Below are 16,658 nucleotides of genomic sequence, written 5' to 3' on the forward strand. Positions count from 1 at the left end.
CTTTCATGCGTTGGGCTCCATCAATTCCAGCCGGTTGCCGAAGGGGTCGTTGACGTAGGCGCGGATGAACCCGTCCAGCGGCTCGGCGTCGGCGATTTCCAGGCCGTGCTCGCGGCACGTGCGCAGCATCGACTCCAAGTCGGCGACCGGCAGCCCCGGGTGCGCCTTCGTGGCGGGGTGAAACTGCAGATCCACCCCGAGGTGGATGCGCACGGTGTCGGTGCCGAACCAGCATCCGCCGCGTGGCGAGGTTCGGCGGCTTGGGCTGCTCCGGCAGGCCGAGCACGTCGCGGTAGAAGAAGCGGGCCCGGTCCTCCCCGCCGGCGGGCATGGCCAGCTGCACGTGATCGACACCGATGATTGGCATACCGCCAGTTTTACCTAAGCTCCGTCCGGCGTAGGCGGGGGTCGGTGTGGGGTAGCGCCTGCCGGTGAGCCCGCGCGCGCGGTGCGCAGCGCGACCGCCATGATCGTGTTGGTGGGGTTAGAGCCATCGGGTTCACGCCCATCTGCATCCCGCCCATGGTGTGCAGGCCGGTCGGTGGTGCAGTGCCGTTTAGGGAATTCCGGTATTGCGCTGATCCGGGTTCGCGGTGGCTAAGCCTTGTCCGCGTACGCCGACCACTCAACCTGTGATGCGGTCAGGTTACGGCCCGTCGGCTCGACGTAGCGCTGCACGATCTGCTCGGGTCCGAGCTGCTCCACCAACCGCCAACCGTGTCCGTCCAGAAAAGCCGCAACCTCCGCGGGCTGCAACCCGAAACGCCACAGCTGTTGCCGTTGCCGAAACCTGCGGTACAGCTGCTTGGCGCGATAGAAGTCGACGCCGTCGATGAAATCCCGCCGGACATAAGTGAACACCAGACGGCTCCCCGGCGCCGCCGGCCGCAGGCTTTCGAGGGTGGCGTGGACGGCGTCGGCGGTGAGGTACTGGGTCACGGCCTCCCAGACGAAAAACGTGCGGTAGTCGGCGCGGTAACCTCGTTCGGCCAACGCCGTGAGGACGTCGTCGCGCTCAAAGTCCAACGGCACCAAGTGAACCGAGCTCGGTATCGTGCCCAGCACTCGTCGCACGGCGGCGGCCTTTCGTTCGATGTTGACCGGTTGGTCCACCTCGAAGATCGGGATGACACTTGTTCGCGCCAATCGGTAAGCGAGGGTGTCCAACCCCGCGCCCTGGACGACCACCGCGTCGATGCTGTCGAGTGCTTCGGTGACCTTGTCGGCGATATAGCGCTTACGGCAGGTCATGTTGGCCCACAACCCGGGACCGTCGCGCTCCATCGCCGCCATCATCAGACGTCGCATCAGAGCGGGTGGTGTCGCGGTGACCAGCCACCGGGTCGGCGCCGGCAAAAACCGCGCCGCCAGATCGTCGTCCACCAGCCGTCGCCCCGGCGGTTCGCTCTGTTCCATGGCGGCCAGCACCATGGGGCCGAACGCGGTCTCCGCCGCGGGATTTCGCGCCACGCTACTGCTTGTTCAGGAAGCCGGCATCGACCGGCAGGGTGACGCCAGTGATGTAGCGCGCCTGATCGGACACCAGCCACGCCACCGCGTTGGCGACGTCGTCCGGTGCGAGGACCTGCACCGGCAGCGCGTTGCCCATGTCCGGCGGCGAAGCGGACTCGGCGACCAGCCGGGCCAGCCAACCCCGGGTGAACTCGTTGTTGATCATCGGCGTGTCGACGCCTGCCGGATGCACCGAATTGACCCGGATGCTATGCGGAGCAAGCAAATTGGCGTACACGCGCATCAACCCGACCATGCCGTGTTTGGCCGCGGCGTAACCGAGGGAGCCCGCGTCGGCGCTGCCGACACCGGCCAGGCCGGCGGCCGAACTGATCAGCACGATCGATCCGCCGTCGCCTTGGGCGATCATCGTGGGTATCGCCACCTCCACGGTGTGGTGAACGCCGGTGAGGTTGACGTCGATGACGTCGCGCCAACCGTCGGCGCCCGATTGCATCGGAGCGATTCCCGCGTTGGCCACCACGATGTCGAGCCGGCCGAACTCGTCGAGACCAGCCTGCAGCGCAGTCGCCAGCGCAGCCCGATCGCGGACGTCTGCTTGGCGGGCCACGATGCGCGCGCCGGTGTCCTCGACAAGCTTGACGGTCGCGGCGAGATCGTCGGGGGTGGCCAGCGGATACGGCACGCTGGCGATCTGATCGCAGAGGTCGACGGCGATGATGTCGGCGCCCTCGGAAGCCAGTCGCACCGCGTGGGCACGGCCCTGCCCGCGGGCCGCGCCGGTGATCAGCGCAACTTTTCCGTTAAGGCTGCCGTCCGGCGACAGGCCCATCAGTGGCGCAGCTGACCTTTGTCCGGATCGCCGGCGACGACGGGTGTGAGCATCTTGATGTCGGGCGCGCCGGCCAGATGGTCGCCGACGTCCTTGAACATCGCGGTGATGGCGGGTGCGGTGCTGTGCGTCTGCAGCGCATCGGCATCGGCCCACTGCTCGACGAAGACGAAGGTGTCGCCCGATTCGTGCAGGGAGTACAGCTGACAACCGGGCTCGTCGTGCACGTCTTTGACCCCGCGGGTGAGGATCTCGCGGACGGCGTCGACGGATTCGGGCTTGACGGTCATGGTGGCGACAACGACGACGGGCATGGGGGCCTCCTGGGCGGTTTGCGGGTCGGTACGCAGTGGATAGCTACGTGACGGCTGTCACCCTACTGCGCCGTTGCAGGGACTAAGCGCCCGGTTGGGCCGCGAGACGGTGCTAACCAGTGTGGCGGATGGTGCAGATGAGGCATTTGCGATTAGGCTTGCCAGTATGGCTAGCAAGGCTGTCGCCCGGTCCGGCGCTCGAACGACCAGGTCAAAGGCTGCTTCGCGGGGTGGGCCCAGGTCGGCGCAGCCTCGGCGCCGGCCCGCCAACGCGCCGCGCAGGCCCGCCAGACGCCGCAATCACTCGCTGGTCACCAGCGCCGGTCTGACCTGCGGGCGGGCCGTGCGCGCGACATGGTTGATGGTGGCCAAGGGGACCGGCAGCACGGCGCGGTCGGTCGGGCGGGCCCGCGAGATCGACCCGGGGCACCGCCGGGACGGGATTGCCCTGGCCTTGCTGGGGCTCGCCGTCGTCGTCGCCGCCAGTTCCTGGTTCGACGCCGCCCGCCCGGTCGGCGCGTGGGTCGACTCGGTGCTGCGGATATTCATCGGCTCGGCGGTCGTGGTGTTGCCGTTGGTCACCGCGGCGATCGCGCTGCTGTTGATGCGCACCGAGCCCAATCCCGACGCCCGGCCGCGGCTGGTTCTGGGTGCGGCGATGGTCGCGCTGCCGGTGCTGGGCCTGTGGCATCTGTGGGCCGGCTCGCCGGACAGTCCGGTCGGGCGCGCGCACGCGGCGGGATTCATCGGTTTCGCCATCGGGGGACCGCTCTCGGAGGGGTTGACCGCATGGATCTGCGCACCGCTGCTGTTCATCGGCTCGTTGTTCGGACTACTGCTGTTGACCGGCACCACGATCCGGGAAGTGCCCGACACGCTGCGGTTCATGTTCGGTACCCGGATGTTCGACGGCGCCGAAGCTGAGACGGAGGCCTTCGACGCCGACGCAGATGTGGAAAGCCCCGTCGCCGAGGACTTTTCCGACGGTTACTACGACGACCCGTCGGCATACGGCGACGACGAAGCGCAGGCATGGCCCTCGCCCGTCGCTGCGGACGACAGCCCGACAGTGCCGGAGCCCGCCGTCTCGCGCGGCCGCCGTCGGGGCGCCAAATCCGCCGGCAAGCAGGACACCGTGCTGCTCGACCGGGTCGTCGAGGGGCCCTACACGCTGCCGTCGCTGAGCCTGCTGGTGGCCGGGGACCCGCCCAAGAAACGCAGCGCCGCTAACGATCACATGGCCGAAGCGATCACGTCGGTGCTAGAGCAGTTCAAGGTCGACGCGGCGGTCACCGGCTGCACCCGGGGGCCGACGGTCACCCGCTACGAGGTGGAGCTGGGACCCGGGGTGAAGGTGGAGAAGATCACCGCGCTGCACCGCAATATCGCCTACGCCGTGGCCACCGAGAGCGTCCGGATGCTGGCACCCATCCCGGGCAAGTCCGCCGTCGGCATCGAGGTGCCCAACACCGATCGCGAGATGGTGCGGCTGGCCGACGTGCTCACCGCGCCGTCGACGCGACGCGACCACGATCCGCTGGTCGTCGCGCTTGGCAAAGACATTGAGGGCGAATACATTTCGTGGAACCTGGCCAAGATGCCGCATCTGCTGGTCGCGGGTTCGACTGGGTCCGGTAAATCCAGCTTCGTCAACTCCATGCTGGTGTCGCTGCTGGCACGGGCCACCCCGGAAGAAGTCCGGATGATCCTGATCGACCCGAAGATGGTGGAACTGACGCCCTACGAAGGCATTCCGCATCTGATCACGCCGATCATCACCCAGCCGAAGAAGGCCGCTGCCGCGCTGGCCTGGCTGGTCGAGGAGATGGAACAGCGCTACCAGGACATGCAGGCGTCGCGGGTGCGTCACATCGACGACTTCAACGACAAGGTGCGATCCGGCGCCATCACCGCACCGCTGGGCAGCCAACGCGAATACCGGCCCTACCCCTACGTGGTCGCGATCGTCGACGAGCTGGCCGACCTGATGATGACCGCGCCTCGCGACGTCGAGGACGCCGTCGTGCGGATCACCCAGAAGGCCCGCGCGGCCGGTATCCACCTGGTGCTGGCCACCCAGCGGCCGTCGGTCGACGTGGTCACCGGCCTGATCAAGACCAATGTGCCGTCCCGGCTGGCGTTCGCGACGTCGTCGCTCACCGACAGCCGGGTGATCCTGGACCAGGCGGGTGCCGAGAAGTTGATCGGCATGGGCGACGGCCTGTTCTTGCCGATGGGCGCGAACAAACCGATCCGCCTACAGGGAGCGTTCATCACCGACGAGGAGATCCACGCCGTCGTCACCGCCTGTAAAGAACAGGCCGAACCCCAATACACCGATGGCGTCACCACCGCCAAGCCCACCGGTGAACGCACCGATGTCGATCCCGATATCGGCGACGACATGGACGTCTTCCTGCAGGCCGTCGAGCTGGTGGTGTCCAGCCAGTTCGGCTCCACGTCGATGCTGCAGCGCAAGCTTCGGGTCGGGTTCGCCAAAGCCGGCCGGTTGATGGACCTGATGGAGACTCGCGGGATCGTCGGCCCCAGCGAAGGCTCGAAAGCCCGCGACGTGCTGGTCAAGCCCGATGAGCTGGCCGCGACCCTGGCGTCCATCCGGGGTACCGATAGTGGCGCCGACGACGAGGAAGACGAGTAGTCCGGCGAGCAGACGCAAAAGCCCCTTTTCGCGCGGCGTGTCGGGGGCTTTTGCGTCTGCTCGCGCATCTAGAGAACCAACAGCATCCGCGAGTTGCCCAGGATGTTGGGCTTGACGTAGCTGAGATCCAGGAACTCGGCGACACCGATGTCGTAGGAGCGGCACATTTCGTCGTACACCTCTGCGGTCACCGGCGTCCCTTCGATCTCGGTGAACCCGTGCCGGCCGAAGAACTCCGTCTCGAAGGTCAACACGAACAACCGCTGCAGCTGCAGTTCGCGGGCGACATCGAGAAGCTTGTCGACGATGGCGTGGGCGATGCCTTGCCCGGTCATCGTGGGGGCGACGGCCACGGTGCGCACCTCGCCGAGATCGGACCACAGCACGTGCAACGCGCCGCAGCCGACCACCTCGTCCTGATGCTCGGCCACCCAGAATTCCTGGACGGCTTCATACAGCGTCACCAGGTTCTTTCCCAGCAGGATCCTGCCGGCGTAGGTGTCGACTAACCGCTTGATCGCCGGTACGTCAGAGGTCCGCGCGCGCCGGATAACCGGCCGGTTGGTCGGTGGACCGCCTGCTGCGTTCACGAATTGCACAGTAATGGCTTCAGCCAATCGGACGAGCAACCGATATTCTGTTGCGGTGTCGGGGCAGCCTCAAACCGGTCCAGTGGTCCCGCGCGTCCGCGTCACCAACCTCGCCAACGTGCTCACGCTTTTGCGGCTGGTGCTGGTCCCGGTGTTTCTGCTGGTGCTGTTCGCCGGGAATGGTCACGAAACCGTCAGCCGAATTGCGGCTTTCGTGGTTTTCGCCGTCGCCGTTATCACCGATCGCCTCGACGGCTCGTTGGCTCGCAATTACGGCATGGTGACCGAATTCGGCACACTGGCCGACCCGATCGCGGACAAGACGCTCGTCGGCGCGGCGTTGATCGGGCTGTCGATGCTCGGTGACCTGCCGTGGTGGGTGACGGTGGTGATCCTGTCCCGCGAGGTTGGCATCACCGTGTTGCGTTTTGTGGTGCTGCGCCACGGCGTCATCCCCGCCAGTCGCGGCGGCAAACTCAAAACCCTCGTGCAGGCCGTCGCGATCGGACTCTTCATCCTGCCGCTGTCGGGATCGTGGTCGGTGGCCGCGTCGGTGGTGATGGTGGCCGCGATCGTGCTGACCCTGGTCACCGGCGTGGACTACGTCGCTTCCGCCGTGAGGGATGTCCGTGGACGACCCGCTGCTGACTGACGACGCCCGAGGACTGGTAGCGGATCTGACGGTCCGCAAGCAGAGCGTCGCCACCGCGGAGTCGATGACCGCGGGGCTGCTCGCGGCCACGCTCGCCGGAGTGGCCGGCGCCAGCGAGGTTCTGCGCGGCGGCCTGATCACCTACACCGAGTACACCAAGGTCGTGCTGGCCGGGGTCGCGCCGCAGATCCTCGACGAGGTTGGGCCGGTGGCCGGGCCGACCGCCCGGGCGCTGGCCGTCGGCGCGCGCCAACGATGCGACGCCACCTGGGGCGTGGGTTTGACCGGTGTGGCCGGACCCGAGCCGCATGGTGGGCACGAGGTGGGCACGGTGTTCATGGGCCTGGCCGGGCCTATCGACACCGAGGTAGTCGAGCTGCAGTTGCGCGGGACGCGCTGGGATATCCGCATCTCGGCGGTGCGCGAGTCGATCAGCAGGCTGCGGGCACTCGTCGCGGCGGCGTGAATCCGCCGACCCAAAGCGGCCGCGCGGGAACCAATGGCCGCGCGGCGGTCGTTGACCTGATGAACCATCTCAGCTGAGCGGACTTAAGGAGAGCGCGATGGCGTCGTTGCTGCGCGAGGTTCTCGGCGACGTGCTGCGTCGGGCCCGAACCAAACAAGGCCGGACCCTGCGTGAAGTGTCAGACGCTGCGCGGGTCAGCTTGGGCTACCTGTCCGAGGTCGAGCGCGGTCGTAAAGAGGCGTCCAGCGAGCTGCTGAGCGCGATCTGCACTGCGCTGGATGTCCCGTTGTCACAGCTGCTCGTCGAGTCCGGCGAGCAATTGGCACGCCGCGAGGGCACGGTCGCGCCGGCCAGCGCGGCGAATATCGATGTCAGCACGAAGGTCGTCATCCCGCCGGTTGTCGCTCTGGCCCTATCAGCCCGCGCCTAGCCGCACCGCAAGGGTGTGGTAATCGGCGTGGAACCGATAAATTGAGCTTCAGGACGAGTGCAGACACCTACACACGAAGGCGGAGCTAATCCATGGCCAATCCGTTCGTCAAAGCGTGGAAGTACGTCATGGCGCTGTTCAACGCGAAGATCGACGAGCACGCCGACCCCAAAGTTCAGATCCAGCAGGCCATCGAGGAAGCGCAGCGTCAGCACCAAGCGCTGACCCAGCAAGCCGCGCAGGTGATCGGCAATCAGCGCCAACTCGAGATGCGGCTCAACCGGCAGCTGGCCGACATCGAAAAGCTTCAGGTCAACGTGCGGCAGGCGGTAACCCTGGCTGACCAGGCCACCGCGGCCGGAGACACCGCCAAGGCCACCGAGTACAACAATGCCGCGGAGGCTTTTGCGGCCCAGTTGGTGACCGCCGAGCAGAGCGTGGAAGACCTCAAGGGATTGCACGACCAGGCGCTTGGCGCGGCGGCGCAGGCCAAGAAGGCCGTCGAGCAAAACGCGATGGTGCTGCAGAAGAAGATCGCCGAGCGCACCAAGCTGCTCAGCCAGCTCGAGCAGGCCAAGATGCAGGAGCAGGTCAGCGCGTCGCTGCGGTCGATGAGCGAGATCGCTGCTCCGGGAACCACCCCGAGCCTCGACGAGGTGCGCGACAAGATCGAACGCCGCTACGCCAACGCGATGGGTGAGGCTGAGTTGGCGCAGAACTCGGTTCAGGGCCGCATGCTCGAGGTCGAGCAGGCCAGCGTGGAGATGGCCGGCCACTCGCGGTTGGAGCAGATCCGCGCATCGATGCGCGGCGACGCGTTGCCGGCTGGAGGGGCGGTCGGCGACCGCGCGGCAACTCCGGGCACTGCGGGAACCCCGGCCACTCCGGCGGCGGTCCCTCAAGCCGCCCCCGCCGAGAAGCCCATCGGCCAGCAGTAGACGAGCGGAGCGAAATGGCGATGGAGTCCGGTCGCAGCGCCTCATGGCGGGCATTGCTGCTGCGTGGTCTCGACACGGCCGACGCGCTTTCCGACTTGGTGGCGCAGAAGATCAGCGCCGCCACCGATCCGCGGGAAAAGCTGCTGCGCCGACGCAGCCGTGCACTGCGGTGGGGCCTGATATTCGCGGCCGGGTGCGCGTTCTGGGGTGTGGTGACGGCGGTCCTGGCGGCGTGGGGCTGGTTCGCGTTGCTGCTGGAGATCACCGGTGGGATCGCGGTCGGGCAGGCGATGATCGCGACGCTGCTGCTGATTCGCTACCGGTGGCTGCGAGCCGAGCCACTGCCCACGCAGCGGCCGGCCAGTGGCCGACGCCTGCCACCGCCGAGTTCGGCGGCACGATCGGCGATGTCGGCGCTGGGAGCCTCCGAACGGGGATTCTTCTCGTTACTCGGGGTTATCCAGCGAGGAAACATGTTGCCCGCCAACGAGATTCGTGACCTGACCGCAGCCGCTAACAAGAGCTCGGCCGCCATGGCGGCTACCGCCGCCGAGGTGGTGTCGATGGAGCGGGCGGCCCACGGCACCCCGCAGTCGCGGTCCTACCTGGCCCCCACCATCAACGCGTTTACCGCGCAGTTGAGCGCCGGCGTGCGTCAATACAACGAAATGGTCACCGCCGCAGCGCAGTTGGTCTCGTCGGCGAACGGAGATCGCGGCGTCGCGTTGGTGGCCTCACGGCAGCGCTATCGCGACGAGCTGGCCGGCGCGACCGATCGTCTGATCGGCTGGTCACAGGCTTTCGACGAACTCGGCGGGTTGCCGCGCGTTCGTTAGATGTCGTGGCTGTCTGGGGTCGAGTCGGGCCTGGGGCCGTAGCGTTCGATGTAGGCCTGATGGAGGTGCGCGTCGCGCTGGCGACGGCGTTTGTCGACCAGATCCGGGTCGAGGTCGTGCACCTGCAGCATGTGGCGGCGCCACACCTTGTTGAGCGCGTGCGAGAAATACACGAACGGGATGAGGATCGGCAGCGTCATGGTCAGGTGGACGTCCAGCGTCGCCGGAATCAGCCAGAACGGGGCAAGCACCAACACCGCGGGAATGGCGACGCGGATCATCATCCGCGCGGCGGCGCCCTTGCCGGCCAGGTCGTTGCGCACCCAGTCCCGCATCGAGTCGGGTAGCCGCCGCCCGTAGCAGTACCGGACATACTGGAGCGCGCTCGGCCGTGTGCTGTCGCTCACTGGACTGTCCTTTCGACTCGCGGGCTCAGAACGACGCCCTGAGCGACGGCACCACCAAGCCGACCAGGCCCCGTACCGTCGCCTTGAGCATGTCGAAGAAGTCGAAATAGTCCCGCCACAGCGTGATCTGCCCGTCGTGAACCTCGAACACGCCGCAGACCCAGAACTGAAGCCGGAGCGGGCCGAAGATCAGCGCGTCGGTGCGTTCGGTGAGCACAGCGGCACCGTCGGCGGCGATGCGATGGATCTTCACCTCGAACGCGCTGGCACCGCCCAACGAGCTGAAGAGCTTCATCGCTCTATTGCGCCCGTGGATCGTCGGCAACCCGACATTCTGATACACCAGGTCCTCGGCCAATGCGGCGCCTGCGGTGTCGAGATCCGCGTCCTGCAGCGCGTTCAGGAAGACCTCGACTGTGCGGGTGTTCTCTAGAATCTGCTCGGTCATGATCACCAGCCTAACGGCGATTCGAGCCGCCGGGCGCTGTGGCAGGGTAGGGCGATGCACGTTGCCGTGGTCGCCGGACCAGACCCCGGGCATTCGTTTCCGGCCATCGCGCTGTGCCGGCGTTTTTCGGCAGCCGGCGACACGCCGACCCTGCTCACCGGCGCCGAATGGCTCGAAACCGCCCGCGCGGCCGGTGTCGACGCCGTCGAACTGGCGGGGCTCGACCCCACCTCAGACGACGACGACCGTGACGCCGGCGCCAAGATCCATCAGCGCGCTGCGCGGATGGCGGTGCTGAATCTTCCGCAGCTCCGGGAGCTGGCGACGGACCTCGTGGTGTCGGATGTCATCACCGCCTGCGGCGGGATGTCCGCCGAGCTGCTGGGGATTCCGTGGATCGAACTGAACCCGCATCCGCTGTACCTGCCGTCGAAGGGGCTGCCGCCGCTGGGTAGCGGGCTTGCGCCGGGCACCGGCATCAGGGGCCGGCTGCGGGACGCCGCGATGCGGGCGCTGACCGCGCGATCCTGGCGCGCCGGTATACGTCAGCGCGCGGAGGTCCGCGTCGAGATCGGTTTGCCCGCCACCGATCCCGGGCCGCTGCGGCGGCTGATCGCTACGCTGCCCGCCCTGGAGGTTCCCCGCCCGGACTGGCCGGCCGAAGCCGTGCTGGTGGGTCCGCTGCACTTCGAGCCGACCGAGCAACTGCTGCCGATCCCACCGGGCGCCGGCCCGGTGGTGGTGGTCGCGCCGTCGACGGCGTTGACCGGGACGCAGGGAATGGCCCAGAACGCGCTGGACTGCCTGGTGCCCGGAACCGGTTTGCCCGTCGGCGCACGGGTGGTGGTGTCGCGGCTGAACGGTCCTGACCTGACGGTGCCGCCGTGGGCGGTGGCCGGGCTGGGGCGTCAAGACGAACTGCTGGCGCAGGCCGACCTGGTGATCTGCGGCGGCGGGCACGGAATGGTGGCCAAGACACTGCTGGCCGGTGTGCCGCTGGTGATGGTTCCCGGCGGCGGGGATCAGTGGGAGATCGCCAACCGGGTGGCGCGCCAGGGCAGTGGACGGCTGGTTCGGCCGTTGACGGCCGAGGCGCTGGTCAAGGCCGTCGATGAGGTGCTTACGACGCCGAGCTACCGCGAAGCCGCCCAGCGGGCCGCGGCCAGCGTTACCGATGTCACCGATCCGGTATGGGTGTGCCACGATGCGCTCGCGCCCGCTGGTCGGCTTGGGCCCAGGTAGCTTGATCGGCGTGCGCCTGACGGAATTTCACGAGCGGGTCACTTTGCGTTTCGGCGCGACCTACGGCGCCTCGGTGTTGTCCGATCACGTGCTGACCGACTTCGACGGCCGCACCGGCGCGCAGGCGATCGAGGACGGCGTGGACCCGCGCGACGTGTGGCGGGCGCTCTGCGTCGACTTCGACGTTCCCCGCGAACAGTGGTGAAGTTTGGCGTCGGTTGCTGAACTTTCTATACGTGTATTTCGTGCACGAAAGGGACTCAATGATGTGCAACCGAATGCGGAGGCTGCCGTGAATGTTGCGACTTTTTGCTGGCGAGCGATCCTGGCGGCTGGGCTGGCAGTGGTGGGACTCGCCGCGACCGTGTTCCTCGTCCGATGTCCCGTGATGCCGTCCGCGAGCGCGACGTCGTCGAGCGCAATTCCGGCACCTATGGTCGACGAACCGGCGACGGGGCGCCCTAAGGCTGAGACCGCGGTCCTGGCCGGTGGCTGCTTCTGGGGTGTGCAGGGCGTTTTCCAGCACGTCAAAGGGGTGGCAGTGGCCGAATCCGGGTACGCGGGAGGAGATGCGGCGACAGCTGATTATGAGACTGTCAGCACTGGGAGCACCGGGCACGCTGAGTCGGTGCGCATCATCTATGACCCGGCTCAGGTTACCTTCGGCAAGCTGTTGCAGATCTTTTTCGCCGTCGTGCAAGATCCGACCGAACTTAACCGTCAGGGGCCCGACGTGGGCACTCAGTATCGTTCGGTGATCTTTGCTCAGGACGCGACCCAACGGAACATTGCGGATGCCTACATCGCCCAGCTGAACCAGGCGGGCGCCTTCCCCGCGCCGATCGTCACTAACGTGTCGCCGGCAACCCAGTTCTTCCCTGCGGAGGCCTACCACCAGGACTTCCTCAACTTGCATCCGGATAACCCGTACATCGCCAGTTACGACATGCCCAAGCTGGACGCGCTCAAGTCGACTTTCCCGGACCTATACCGCGACTAGCCGGCGCTGATGCTCGCCGCAACGGCAGTACGGCGCGCCTACTTGTCATCGAACACACGTTCGTTAATGTGGTCGGTGTTCGACGGTCAGATGCTGGTCAGGCCACTTGTCAGACCCTGCCTCTAGCGTCGCGGCCAACTGACCGATACCGGTCGAGAGAACACCGACTACACCGAGAGGTAGCACCATGACGCAAGCCCCTGACCGCGAGAAGGCCCTCGAACTGGCGATGGCCCAGATCGAGAAGAGTTATGGCAAAGGTTCGGTGATGCGCCTCGGCGACGAGGTGCGCCAGCCGATCTCGGTCATCCCGACCGGGTCGATCGCACTGGACGTTGCCCTGGGCATCGGTGGCCTGCCCCGTGGCCGCGTCGTGGAGATCTACGGCCCGGAGTCCTCGGGTAAGACCACTGTCGCACTGCACGCGGTGGCCAACGCCCAGGCCGCCGGCGGCATCGCGGCGTTCATCGACGCTGAGCATGCGCTGGACCCCGACTACGCCAACAAGCTTGGTGTGGACACCGATTCGCTGCTGGTCAGCCAGCCCGACACCGGCGAACAGGCGCTGGAGATCGCTGACATGCTGATCCGCTCCGGCGCGCTGGACATTCTGGTCATCGACTCGGTGGCCGCGCTGGTGCCGCGGGCAGAGATCGAAGGCGAGATGGGCGACAGCCATGTCGGACTGCAGGCCCGGCTGATGAGTCAGGCGCTGCGGAAAATGACCGGCGCGCTGAACAATTCGGGTACCACGGCGATCTTCATCAACCAGCTGCGTGAGAAGATCGGAGTGATGTTTGGCTCGCCCGAAACAACAACGGGCGGAAAGGCTTTGAAGTTCTACGCCTCCATTCGACTGGACGTGCGGCGGATCGAGACGCTCAAGGACGGCACCGATGCGGTGGGTAACCGCACCCGGGTCAAGGTCGTCAAGAACAAGGTATCGCCGCCGTTCAAGCAGGCCGAGTTCGACATCCTCTACGGCAAGGGCATCAGCAGGGAAGGCTCGCTGATCGACATGGGCGTGGAACAGGGCTTCATCCGCAAGTCCGGGTCCTGGTTCACCTACGAGGGTGAGCAGCTGGGTCAGGGCAAGGAGAACGCCCGCAACTTCTTGATGGAGAACGCCGAGGTGGCCAACGAGATCGAGAAGAAGATCAAGGAAAAGCTCGGCATTGGCGCGGTGGTGACCGATGGTTTGACCGATGACAGCGTCTTGCCCGCCCCCGTCGATTTCTGAGCCGTCTCGCGAGGAGCTGGCGCGGGCGTTGTGCCTGCGCCTGCTCACCGCGCGGGCACGCACCCGCGCCGAGTTGGCCGGTCAGCTGGCCAAGCGTGGTTATCCTGACGATGTCAGCGCCCGGGTGCTGGACCGGCTGACTGACGTTGGGTTGGTGGACGACGCCGGCTTCGCCGAACAGTGGGTGCACTCGCGTCGGGCCAACGCCGGAAAAGGCAAGCGCGCGTTGGCCGCTGAGCTGCACACCAAAGGGGTCGACAACGACGTGATCACCTCGGTGCTCGGCGGCATCAACCCCGCTGAAGAGGGCGGCCGCGCCGAGCAGCTGGTGCGGGCCAGGCTGCGGCGGGAGAACCTCAGCGACGCCGATGACGCTCGGGTGAGCCGTCGGCTGGTGGCAATGCTGGCGCGCCGCGGGTTCAGCCAGACGATGGCCTATGAGGTGGTCAGCGCCGAGCTGGCCGCCGAATGGGAGCGCAGGCGCGTCTAGGCGCGCATCACCGAAACGCGGCCGCCGCCGACGGGCGGGCCACCTACGCACGGTTGGCCCACGTCAGCGGCATGTCGGAATCCGCCGCGGCACGACGCGTCGAGCTGCTGGTGGGCTCGGGCGCCCTGTACAGCGACGTGGACATCGCACCAGAAATGTTGGGCTATCCAGCCGGGGCGACGTTGTATCTGGAGGTGACCCCGTCAAGAGTGCCGGCGGTCGGCGCTCTGCTTGCCGCCCACCAGCCGACCGCGTTCGTCGCCGCGGTGGGAGGTTCGGCCAACATGGTCGGCGCGATACGGTGCCGGGACGTGGCCGAGATCTACGACTACGTCACCGCCACGCTCGGACGAGTCAACGGTGTGGAACACGTCGAGGTTTCGACCGTCTCGCGGACTATCAAGCATGCCCGGTCGGTCACCGACGAGAATCGACTCACCACTTCGGCTGATCGCCTGCGGTTCGAGGCTGTGCCCGATCGCCGTACCATGGCCCCGTGACTTCGACGGTGGCATCGGACGTGGCGGCTGAACGCTCGCCGGTGGCGTCGCGCCGCACCTATGAGGTCCGCACCTACGGATGTCAGATGAACGTCCATGATTCGGAGCGGCTGGCAGGCCTGTTGGAGGCGGCGGGCTACCGGCGCGCGCCCGACGGCGCCGACGCGGATGTGGTGGTCTTCAACACCTGTGCGGTGCGCGAGAACGCTGACAACAAGCTCTACGGCAACCTCAGCCATCTGGCTCCGCGTAAGCGCAGCGACCCGGACATGCAGATCGCGGTGGGCGGCTGTCTGGCCCAGAAGGACAAAGACGCGGTGCTGCGCAGGGCGCCGTGGGTCGACGTCGTTTTCGGCACCCACAACATCGGATCGTTGCCTGCGCTGCTTGACCGGGCCCGTCACAACAAGGTTGCCCAGGTAGAAATCGCCGAGGCATTACAGGAGTTTCCGTCGGCGCTGCCTGCTGCTCGCGAATCTGCCTACGCCGCTTGGGTTTCCATCTCGGTCGGCTGCAATAACAGCTGCACCTTCTGCATCGTGCCGTCGTTGCGGGGCAAGGAGGTCGACCGCAGTCCGGCCGACATCCTGGCCGAGGTGCGGTCGCTGGTGCAGGCCGGCGTGCTGGAGGTCACCCTGCTGGGTCAGAACGTCAACGCGTACGGGGTCTCGTTCGCCGATTCGCGGTTACCGCGCAATCGTGGCGCCTTCGCCGAACTGCTGACCGAATGCGGACGCATCGACGGGCTGGAGCGGGTGCGGTTCACCTCGCCGCATCCGGCCGAGTTCACCGACGACGTCATCGACGCGATGGCGCAGACGCCGAACGTCTGCCCGGCCTTGCACATGCCGCTGCAATCGGGGTCGAACCGGGTGTTGCGGGCGATGCGGCGGTCTTACCGGGCCGAGCGTTTTCTCGGCATCATCGACCGGGTGCGGGCGGCCATGCCGCACGCGGCCATCACCACCGACCTGATCGTCGGCTTCCCTGGTGAGACCGAGGAGGACTTCGCCGCGACGCTGGACGTCGTGCGGCGGGCCCGGTTCTCCGGCGCGTTCACCTTCCAGTACTCCAAGCGCCCCGGTACTCCCGCGGCCGAACTCGACGGTCAGCTGCCGAAAGCCGTCGTTCAGGAACGTTACGAGCGACTGGTCGCGCTCCAAGAGCAGATCGCGCTGGAAGAGAACCGCGACCAGATCGGACGCAGCGTTGAGTTGCTGGTGGCCACCGGGGAAGGCCGCAAGGACAGCCGCACCGCCCGGATGAGCGGGCGCGCGCGAGACGGTCGCCTGGTGCATTTCACGCCTGGCGGAGAGCAGGTGCGTCCAGGCGACATCGTCACGACGATCGTCACCGATGCCGCGCCGCATCACCTCATCGCCGACGGCGACGTCATCACCCATCGCCGCACCCGCGCCGGTGATGCTTACGACGGCGGGCAACGTCCCGGCGGTGTCGGGCTGGGCATGCCGGGCGTCGGACAACCGGCCGCGGCGGTGGAACCCGCGGGGTGCTCTCGATGAGCGAAAACGAGCCCAAGGACGGCGAGTTCGACGCTTTCCGCTCCGATATCGAGGCGGCAGAGCAACGGATTGCCCGCGAAATCGAACCGGGCGCAAGGGCTTTGGTCGTTGCCATCCTAGTATTCGTGCTGATTGCGTCGTTCATCCTGCCGCATACGGGTCACGTACGCGGATGGGATGTGCTGTTTTCCACCCATGGTTCCGCGGCGGCGGCGGTGGCGCTGCCGTCAAGGGTATTCGCCTGGCTGGCACTGGTTTTCGGCGTCGGCTTCTCGATGTTGGCGTTGTTGACCCGGCGCTGGGCGTTGGCCTGGGTGGCTTTGGCGGGTTCGGCGGTGGGCAGCGCTGCCGGATTGCTGGCCGTTTGGTCGCGGCAGACCGTGGCCGCGGGTCATCCGGGCCCCGGTGCAGGTCTGGTGGTCGCCTGGATCGCGGTCATCCTGTTGACGTTTCACTGGGCCCGGGTGGTGTGGTCGCGAACGATCGTGCAACTCGCCGCCGAGGAGCAGCGCCGTCGAGCCACCGCGCACCGGCAGTCCCGCACGCTGCTGGAAACTCTCGACGACGCCGAGCCGCCCCAGGCGCCCGACCACAACGGCAACGGCTAGGGGTCGCTCG

At 67.0% G+C, this 16,658-nt stretch carries 22 protein-coding genes; 15 read left to right on the plus strand and 7 right to left on the minus strand.

What is annotated here, in order from left to right; all coding sequences use genetic code 11:
* Positions 1 to 3: 3 nt before the first annotated feature.
* Positions 4 to 213 (minus strand): hypothetical protein, encoded by a 210-nt coding sequence (locus ACLQI9_RS18535; protein WP_442378541.1) that lies wholly within the window; start codon positions 211 to 213, stop codon positions 4 to 6.
* 1 nt (position 214) lies between these two features.
* On the opposite strand from ACLQI9_RS18535, the gene ACLQI9_RS18540 reads away from it, so the two are divergent.
* Positions 215 to 385, plus strand: coding sequence for a hypothetical protein (locus ACLQI9_RS18540; RefSeq protein ID WP_442378540.1), 171 nt, complete (start codon positions 215 to 217; stop codon positions 383 to 385).
* A 212-nt stretch (positions 386 to 597) separates the two neighbouring features.
* On the opposite strand, the gene ACLQI9_RS18545 is transcribed toward ACLQI9_RS18540, so the two are convergent.
* Genes ACLQI9_RS18545 through ACLQI9_RS18555 form a run of 3 tightly spaced genes read right to left on the minus strand, consistent with a single transcriptional unit; the run spans position 598 to position 2,619 of the window.
* Positions 598 to 1,470 (minus strand): SAM-dependent methyltransferase, encoded by an 873-nt coding sequence (locus ACLQI9_RS18545; RefSeq protein WP_442378539.1) that lies wholly within the window; start codon positions 1,468 to 1,470, stop codon positions 598 to 600.
* 1 nt (position 1,471) lies between these two features.
* Positions 1,472 to 2,305: a mycofactocin-coupled SDR family oxidoreductase gene (locus ACLQI9_RS18550; RefSeq protein WP_442391990.1), complete on the minus strand. Its 834-nt coding sequence runs from the start codon at positions 2,303 to 2,305 to the stop codon at positions 1,472 to 1,474.
* Positions 2,305 to 2,619 carry a putative quinol monooxygenase gene (locus ACLQI9_RS18555; protein ID WP_442378537.1) on the minus strand — a complete coding sequence of 105 codons (315 nt, stop codon included), beginning with the start codon at positions 2,617 to 2,619 and terminating at the stop codon, positions 2,305 to 2,307. Before ACLQI9_RS18555 ends, ACLQI9_RS18550 begins: the two co-directional genes overlap by 1 nt.
* A 166-nt stretch (positions 2,620 to 2,785) precedes the next feature.
* Here ACLQI9_RS18555 and ACLQI9_RS18560 point away from each other — a divergent pair, with 166 nt between their 5' ends.
* Positions 2,786 to 5,278 (plus strand): DNA translocase FtsK, encoded by a 2,493-nt coding sequence (locus ACLQI9_RS18560; RefSeq protein WP_442378536.1) that lies wholly within the window; start codon positions 2,786 to 2,788, stop codon positions 5,276 to 5,278.
* Between the two features lie 68 nt (positions 5,279 to 5,346).
* Here ACLQI9_RS18560 and ACLQI9_RS18565 read toward each other — a convergent pair whose 3' ends face one another.
* The gene (locus tag ACLQI9_RS18565) at positions 5,347 to 5,868 is read right to left on the minus strand and encodes an amino-acid N-acetyltransferase (protein WP_442378535.1); all 522 of its coding nucleotides are present in this window, start codon (positions 5,866 to 5,868) and stop codon (positions 5,347 to 5,349) included.
* Positions 5,869 to 5,923: 55 nt separating this feature from the next.
* Here ACLQI9_RS18565 and pgsA point away from each other — a divergent pair, with 55 nt between their 5' ends.
* From pgsA to pspM, 5 genes are all read left to right on the plus strand, one after another.
* Entirely contained in the window at positions 5,924 to 6,520 is a 597-nt protein-coding gene (gene pgsA / locus ACLQI9_RS18570) for a CDP-diacylglycerol--glycerol-3-phosphate 3-phosphatidyltransferase (protein WP_442378534.1), read from the plus strand.
* Positions 6,498 to 6,986 (plus strand): CinA family protein, encoded by a 489-nt coding sequence (locus ACLQI9_RS18575; RefSeq protein ID WP_442378533.1) that lies wholly within the window; start codon positions 6,498 to 6,500, stop codon positions 6,984 to 6,986. Before pgsA ends, ACLQI9_RS18575 begins: the two co-directional genes overlap by 23 nt.
* Positions 6,987 to 7,083: 97 nt before the next feature.
* Positions 7,084 to 7,416 (plus strand): transcriptional regulator ClgR, encoded by a 333-nt coding sequence (gene clgR / locus ACLQI9_RS18580; RefSeq protein WP_442378532.1) that lies wholly within the window; start codon positions 7,084 to 7,086, stop codon positions 7,414 to 7,416.
* Between the two features lie 92 nt (positions 7,417 to 7,508).
* Positions 7,509 to 8,354, plus strand: a complete 846-nt coding sequence (gene pspA, locus ACLQI9_RS18585) for a phage shock protein PspA (protein WP_442378531.1) — start codon at positions 7,509 to 7,511, stop codon at positions 8,352 to 8,354.
* Between the two features lie 14 nt (positions 8,355 to 8,368).
* Positions 8,369 to 9,190, plus strand: coding sequence for a phage shock envelope stress response protein PspM (pspM, locus tag ACLQI9_RS18590; RefSeq protein ID WP_442391991.1), 822 nt, complete (start codon positions 8,369 to 8,371; stop codon positions 9,188 to 9,190).
* Here pspM and ACLQI9_RS18595 read toward each other — a convergent pair.
* Positions 9,187 to 9,597, minus strand: coding sequence for a DUF5313 domain-containing protein (locus tag ACLQI9_RS18595; protein ID WP_442378529.1), 411 nt, complete (start codon positions 9,595 to 9,597; stop codon positions 9,187 to 9,189). The two genes, pspM and ACLQI9_RS18595, sit on opposite strands and share 4 nt — an antisense overlap.
* A gap of 25 nt (positions 9,598 to 9,622) precedes the next feature.
* Positions 9,623 to 10,045, minus strand: coding sequence for a limonene-1,2-epoxide hydrolase (locus tag ACLQI9_RS18600; RefSeq protein WP_442378528.1), 423 nt, complete (start codon positions 10,043 to 10,045; stop codon positions 9,623 to 9,625).
* 54 nt (positions 10,046 to 10,099) lie between these two features.
* On the opposite strand from ACLQI9_RS18600, the gene ACLQI9_RS18605 reads away from it, so the two are divergent.
* The 8 genes from ACLQI9_RS18605 (at position 10,100) to ACLQI9_RS18640 (ending at position 16,648) form a co-directional block, all read left to right on the plus strand.
* A complete protein-coding gene (locus ACLQI9_RS18605) occupies positions 10,100 to 11,287 on the plus strand; it encodes a glycosyltransferase (RefSeq protein WP_442378527.1) in 1,188 nt (395 codons plus the stop codon).
* A 10-nt stretch (positions 11,288 to 11,297) separates the two neighbouring features.
* Complete coding sequence (locus tag ACLQI9_RS18610; RefSeq protein ID WP_442378526.1) at positions 11,298 to 11,492, plus strand: DUF3046 domain-containing protein; 195 nt, start codon at positions 11,298 to 11,300, stop codon at positions 11,490 to 11,492.
* Between the two features lie 87 nt (positions 11,493 to 11,579).
* Positions 11,580 to 12,287, plus strand: a complete 708-nt coding sequence (msrA, locus tag ACLQI9_RS18615) for a peptide-methionine (S)-S-oxide reductase MsrA (protein WP_442378525.1) — start codon at positions 11,580 to 11,582, stop codon at positions 12,285 to 12,287.
* A 187-nt stretch (positions 12,288 to 12,474) separates the two neighbouring features.
* Positions 12,475 to 13,527: a recombinase RecA gene (gene recA / locus ACLQI9_RS18620; RefSeq protein WP_442391992.1), complete on the plus strand. Its 1,053-nt coding sequence runs from the start codon at positions 12,475 to 12,477 to the stop codon at positions 13,525 to 13,527.
* The gene (recX, locus tag ACLQI9_RS18625) at positions 13,493 to 14,017 is read left to right on the plus strand and encodes a recombination regulator RecX (RefSeq protein WP_442384641.1); all 525 of its coding nucleotides are present in this window, start codon (positions 13,493 to 13,495) and stop codon (positions 14,015 to 14,017) included. Before recA ends, recX begins: the two co-directional genes overlap by 35 nt.
* Positions 13,996 to 14,517, plus strand: a complete 522-nt coding sequence (locus tag ACLQI9_RS18630) for an Lrp/AsnC family transcriptional regulator (RefSeq protein ID WP_442384639.1) — start codon at positions 13,996 to 13,998, stop codon at positions 14,515 to 14,517. The genes recX and ACLQI9_RS18630 overlap by 22 nt, the downstream gene beginning before the upstream one ends.
* Entirely contained in the window at positions 14,514 to 16,040 is a 1,527-nt protein-coding gene (miaB, locus tag ACLQI9_RS18635; RefSeq protein ID WP_442384637.1) for a tRNA (N6-isopentenyl adenosine(37)-C2)-methylthiotransferase MiaB, read from the plus strand. Before ACLQI9_RS18630 ends, miaB begins: the two co-directional genes overlap by 4 nt.
* Positions 16,037 to 16,648 carry an Rv2732c family membrane protein gene (locus ACLQI9_RS18640; protein WP_442384635.1) on the plus strand — a complete coding sequence of 204 codons (612 nt, stop codon included), beginning with the start codon at positions 16,037 to 16,039 and terminating at the stop codon, positions 16,646 to 16,648. The genes miaB and ACLQI9_RS18640 overlap by 4 nt, the downstream gene beginning before the upstream one ends.
* Positions 16,649 to 16,658: the final 10 nt, after the last annotated feature.

It is taken from the genome of Mycobacterium sp., from assembly GCF_052143115.1.
In the GTDB taxonomy this organism is placed as follows: domain Bacteria; phylum Actinomycetota; class Actinomycetes; order Mycobacteriales; family Mycobacteriaceae; genus Mycobacterium.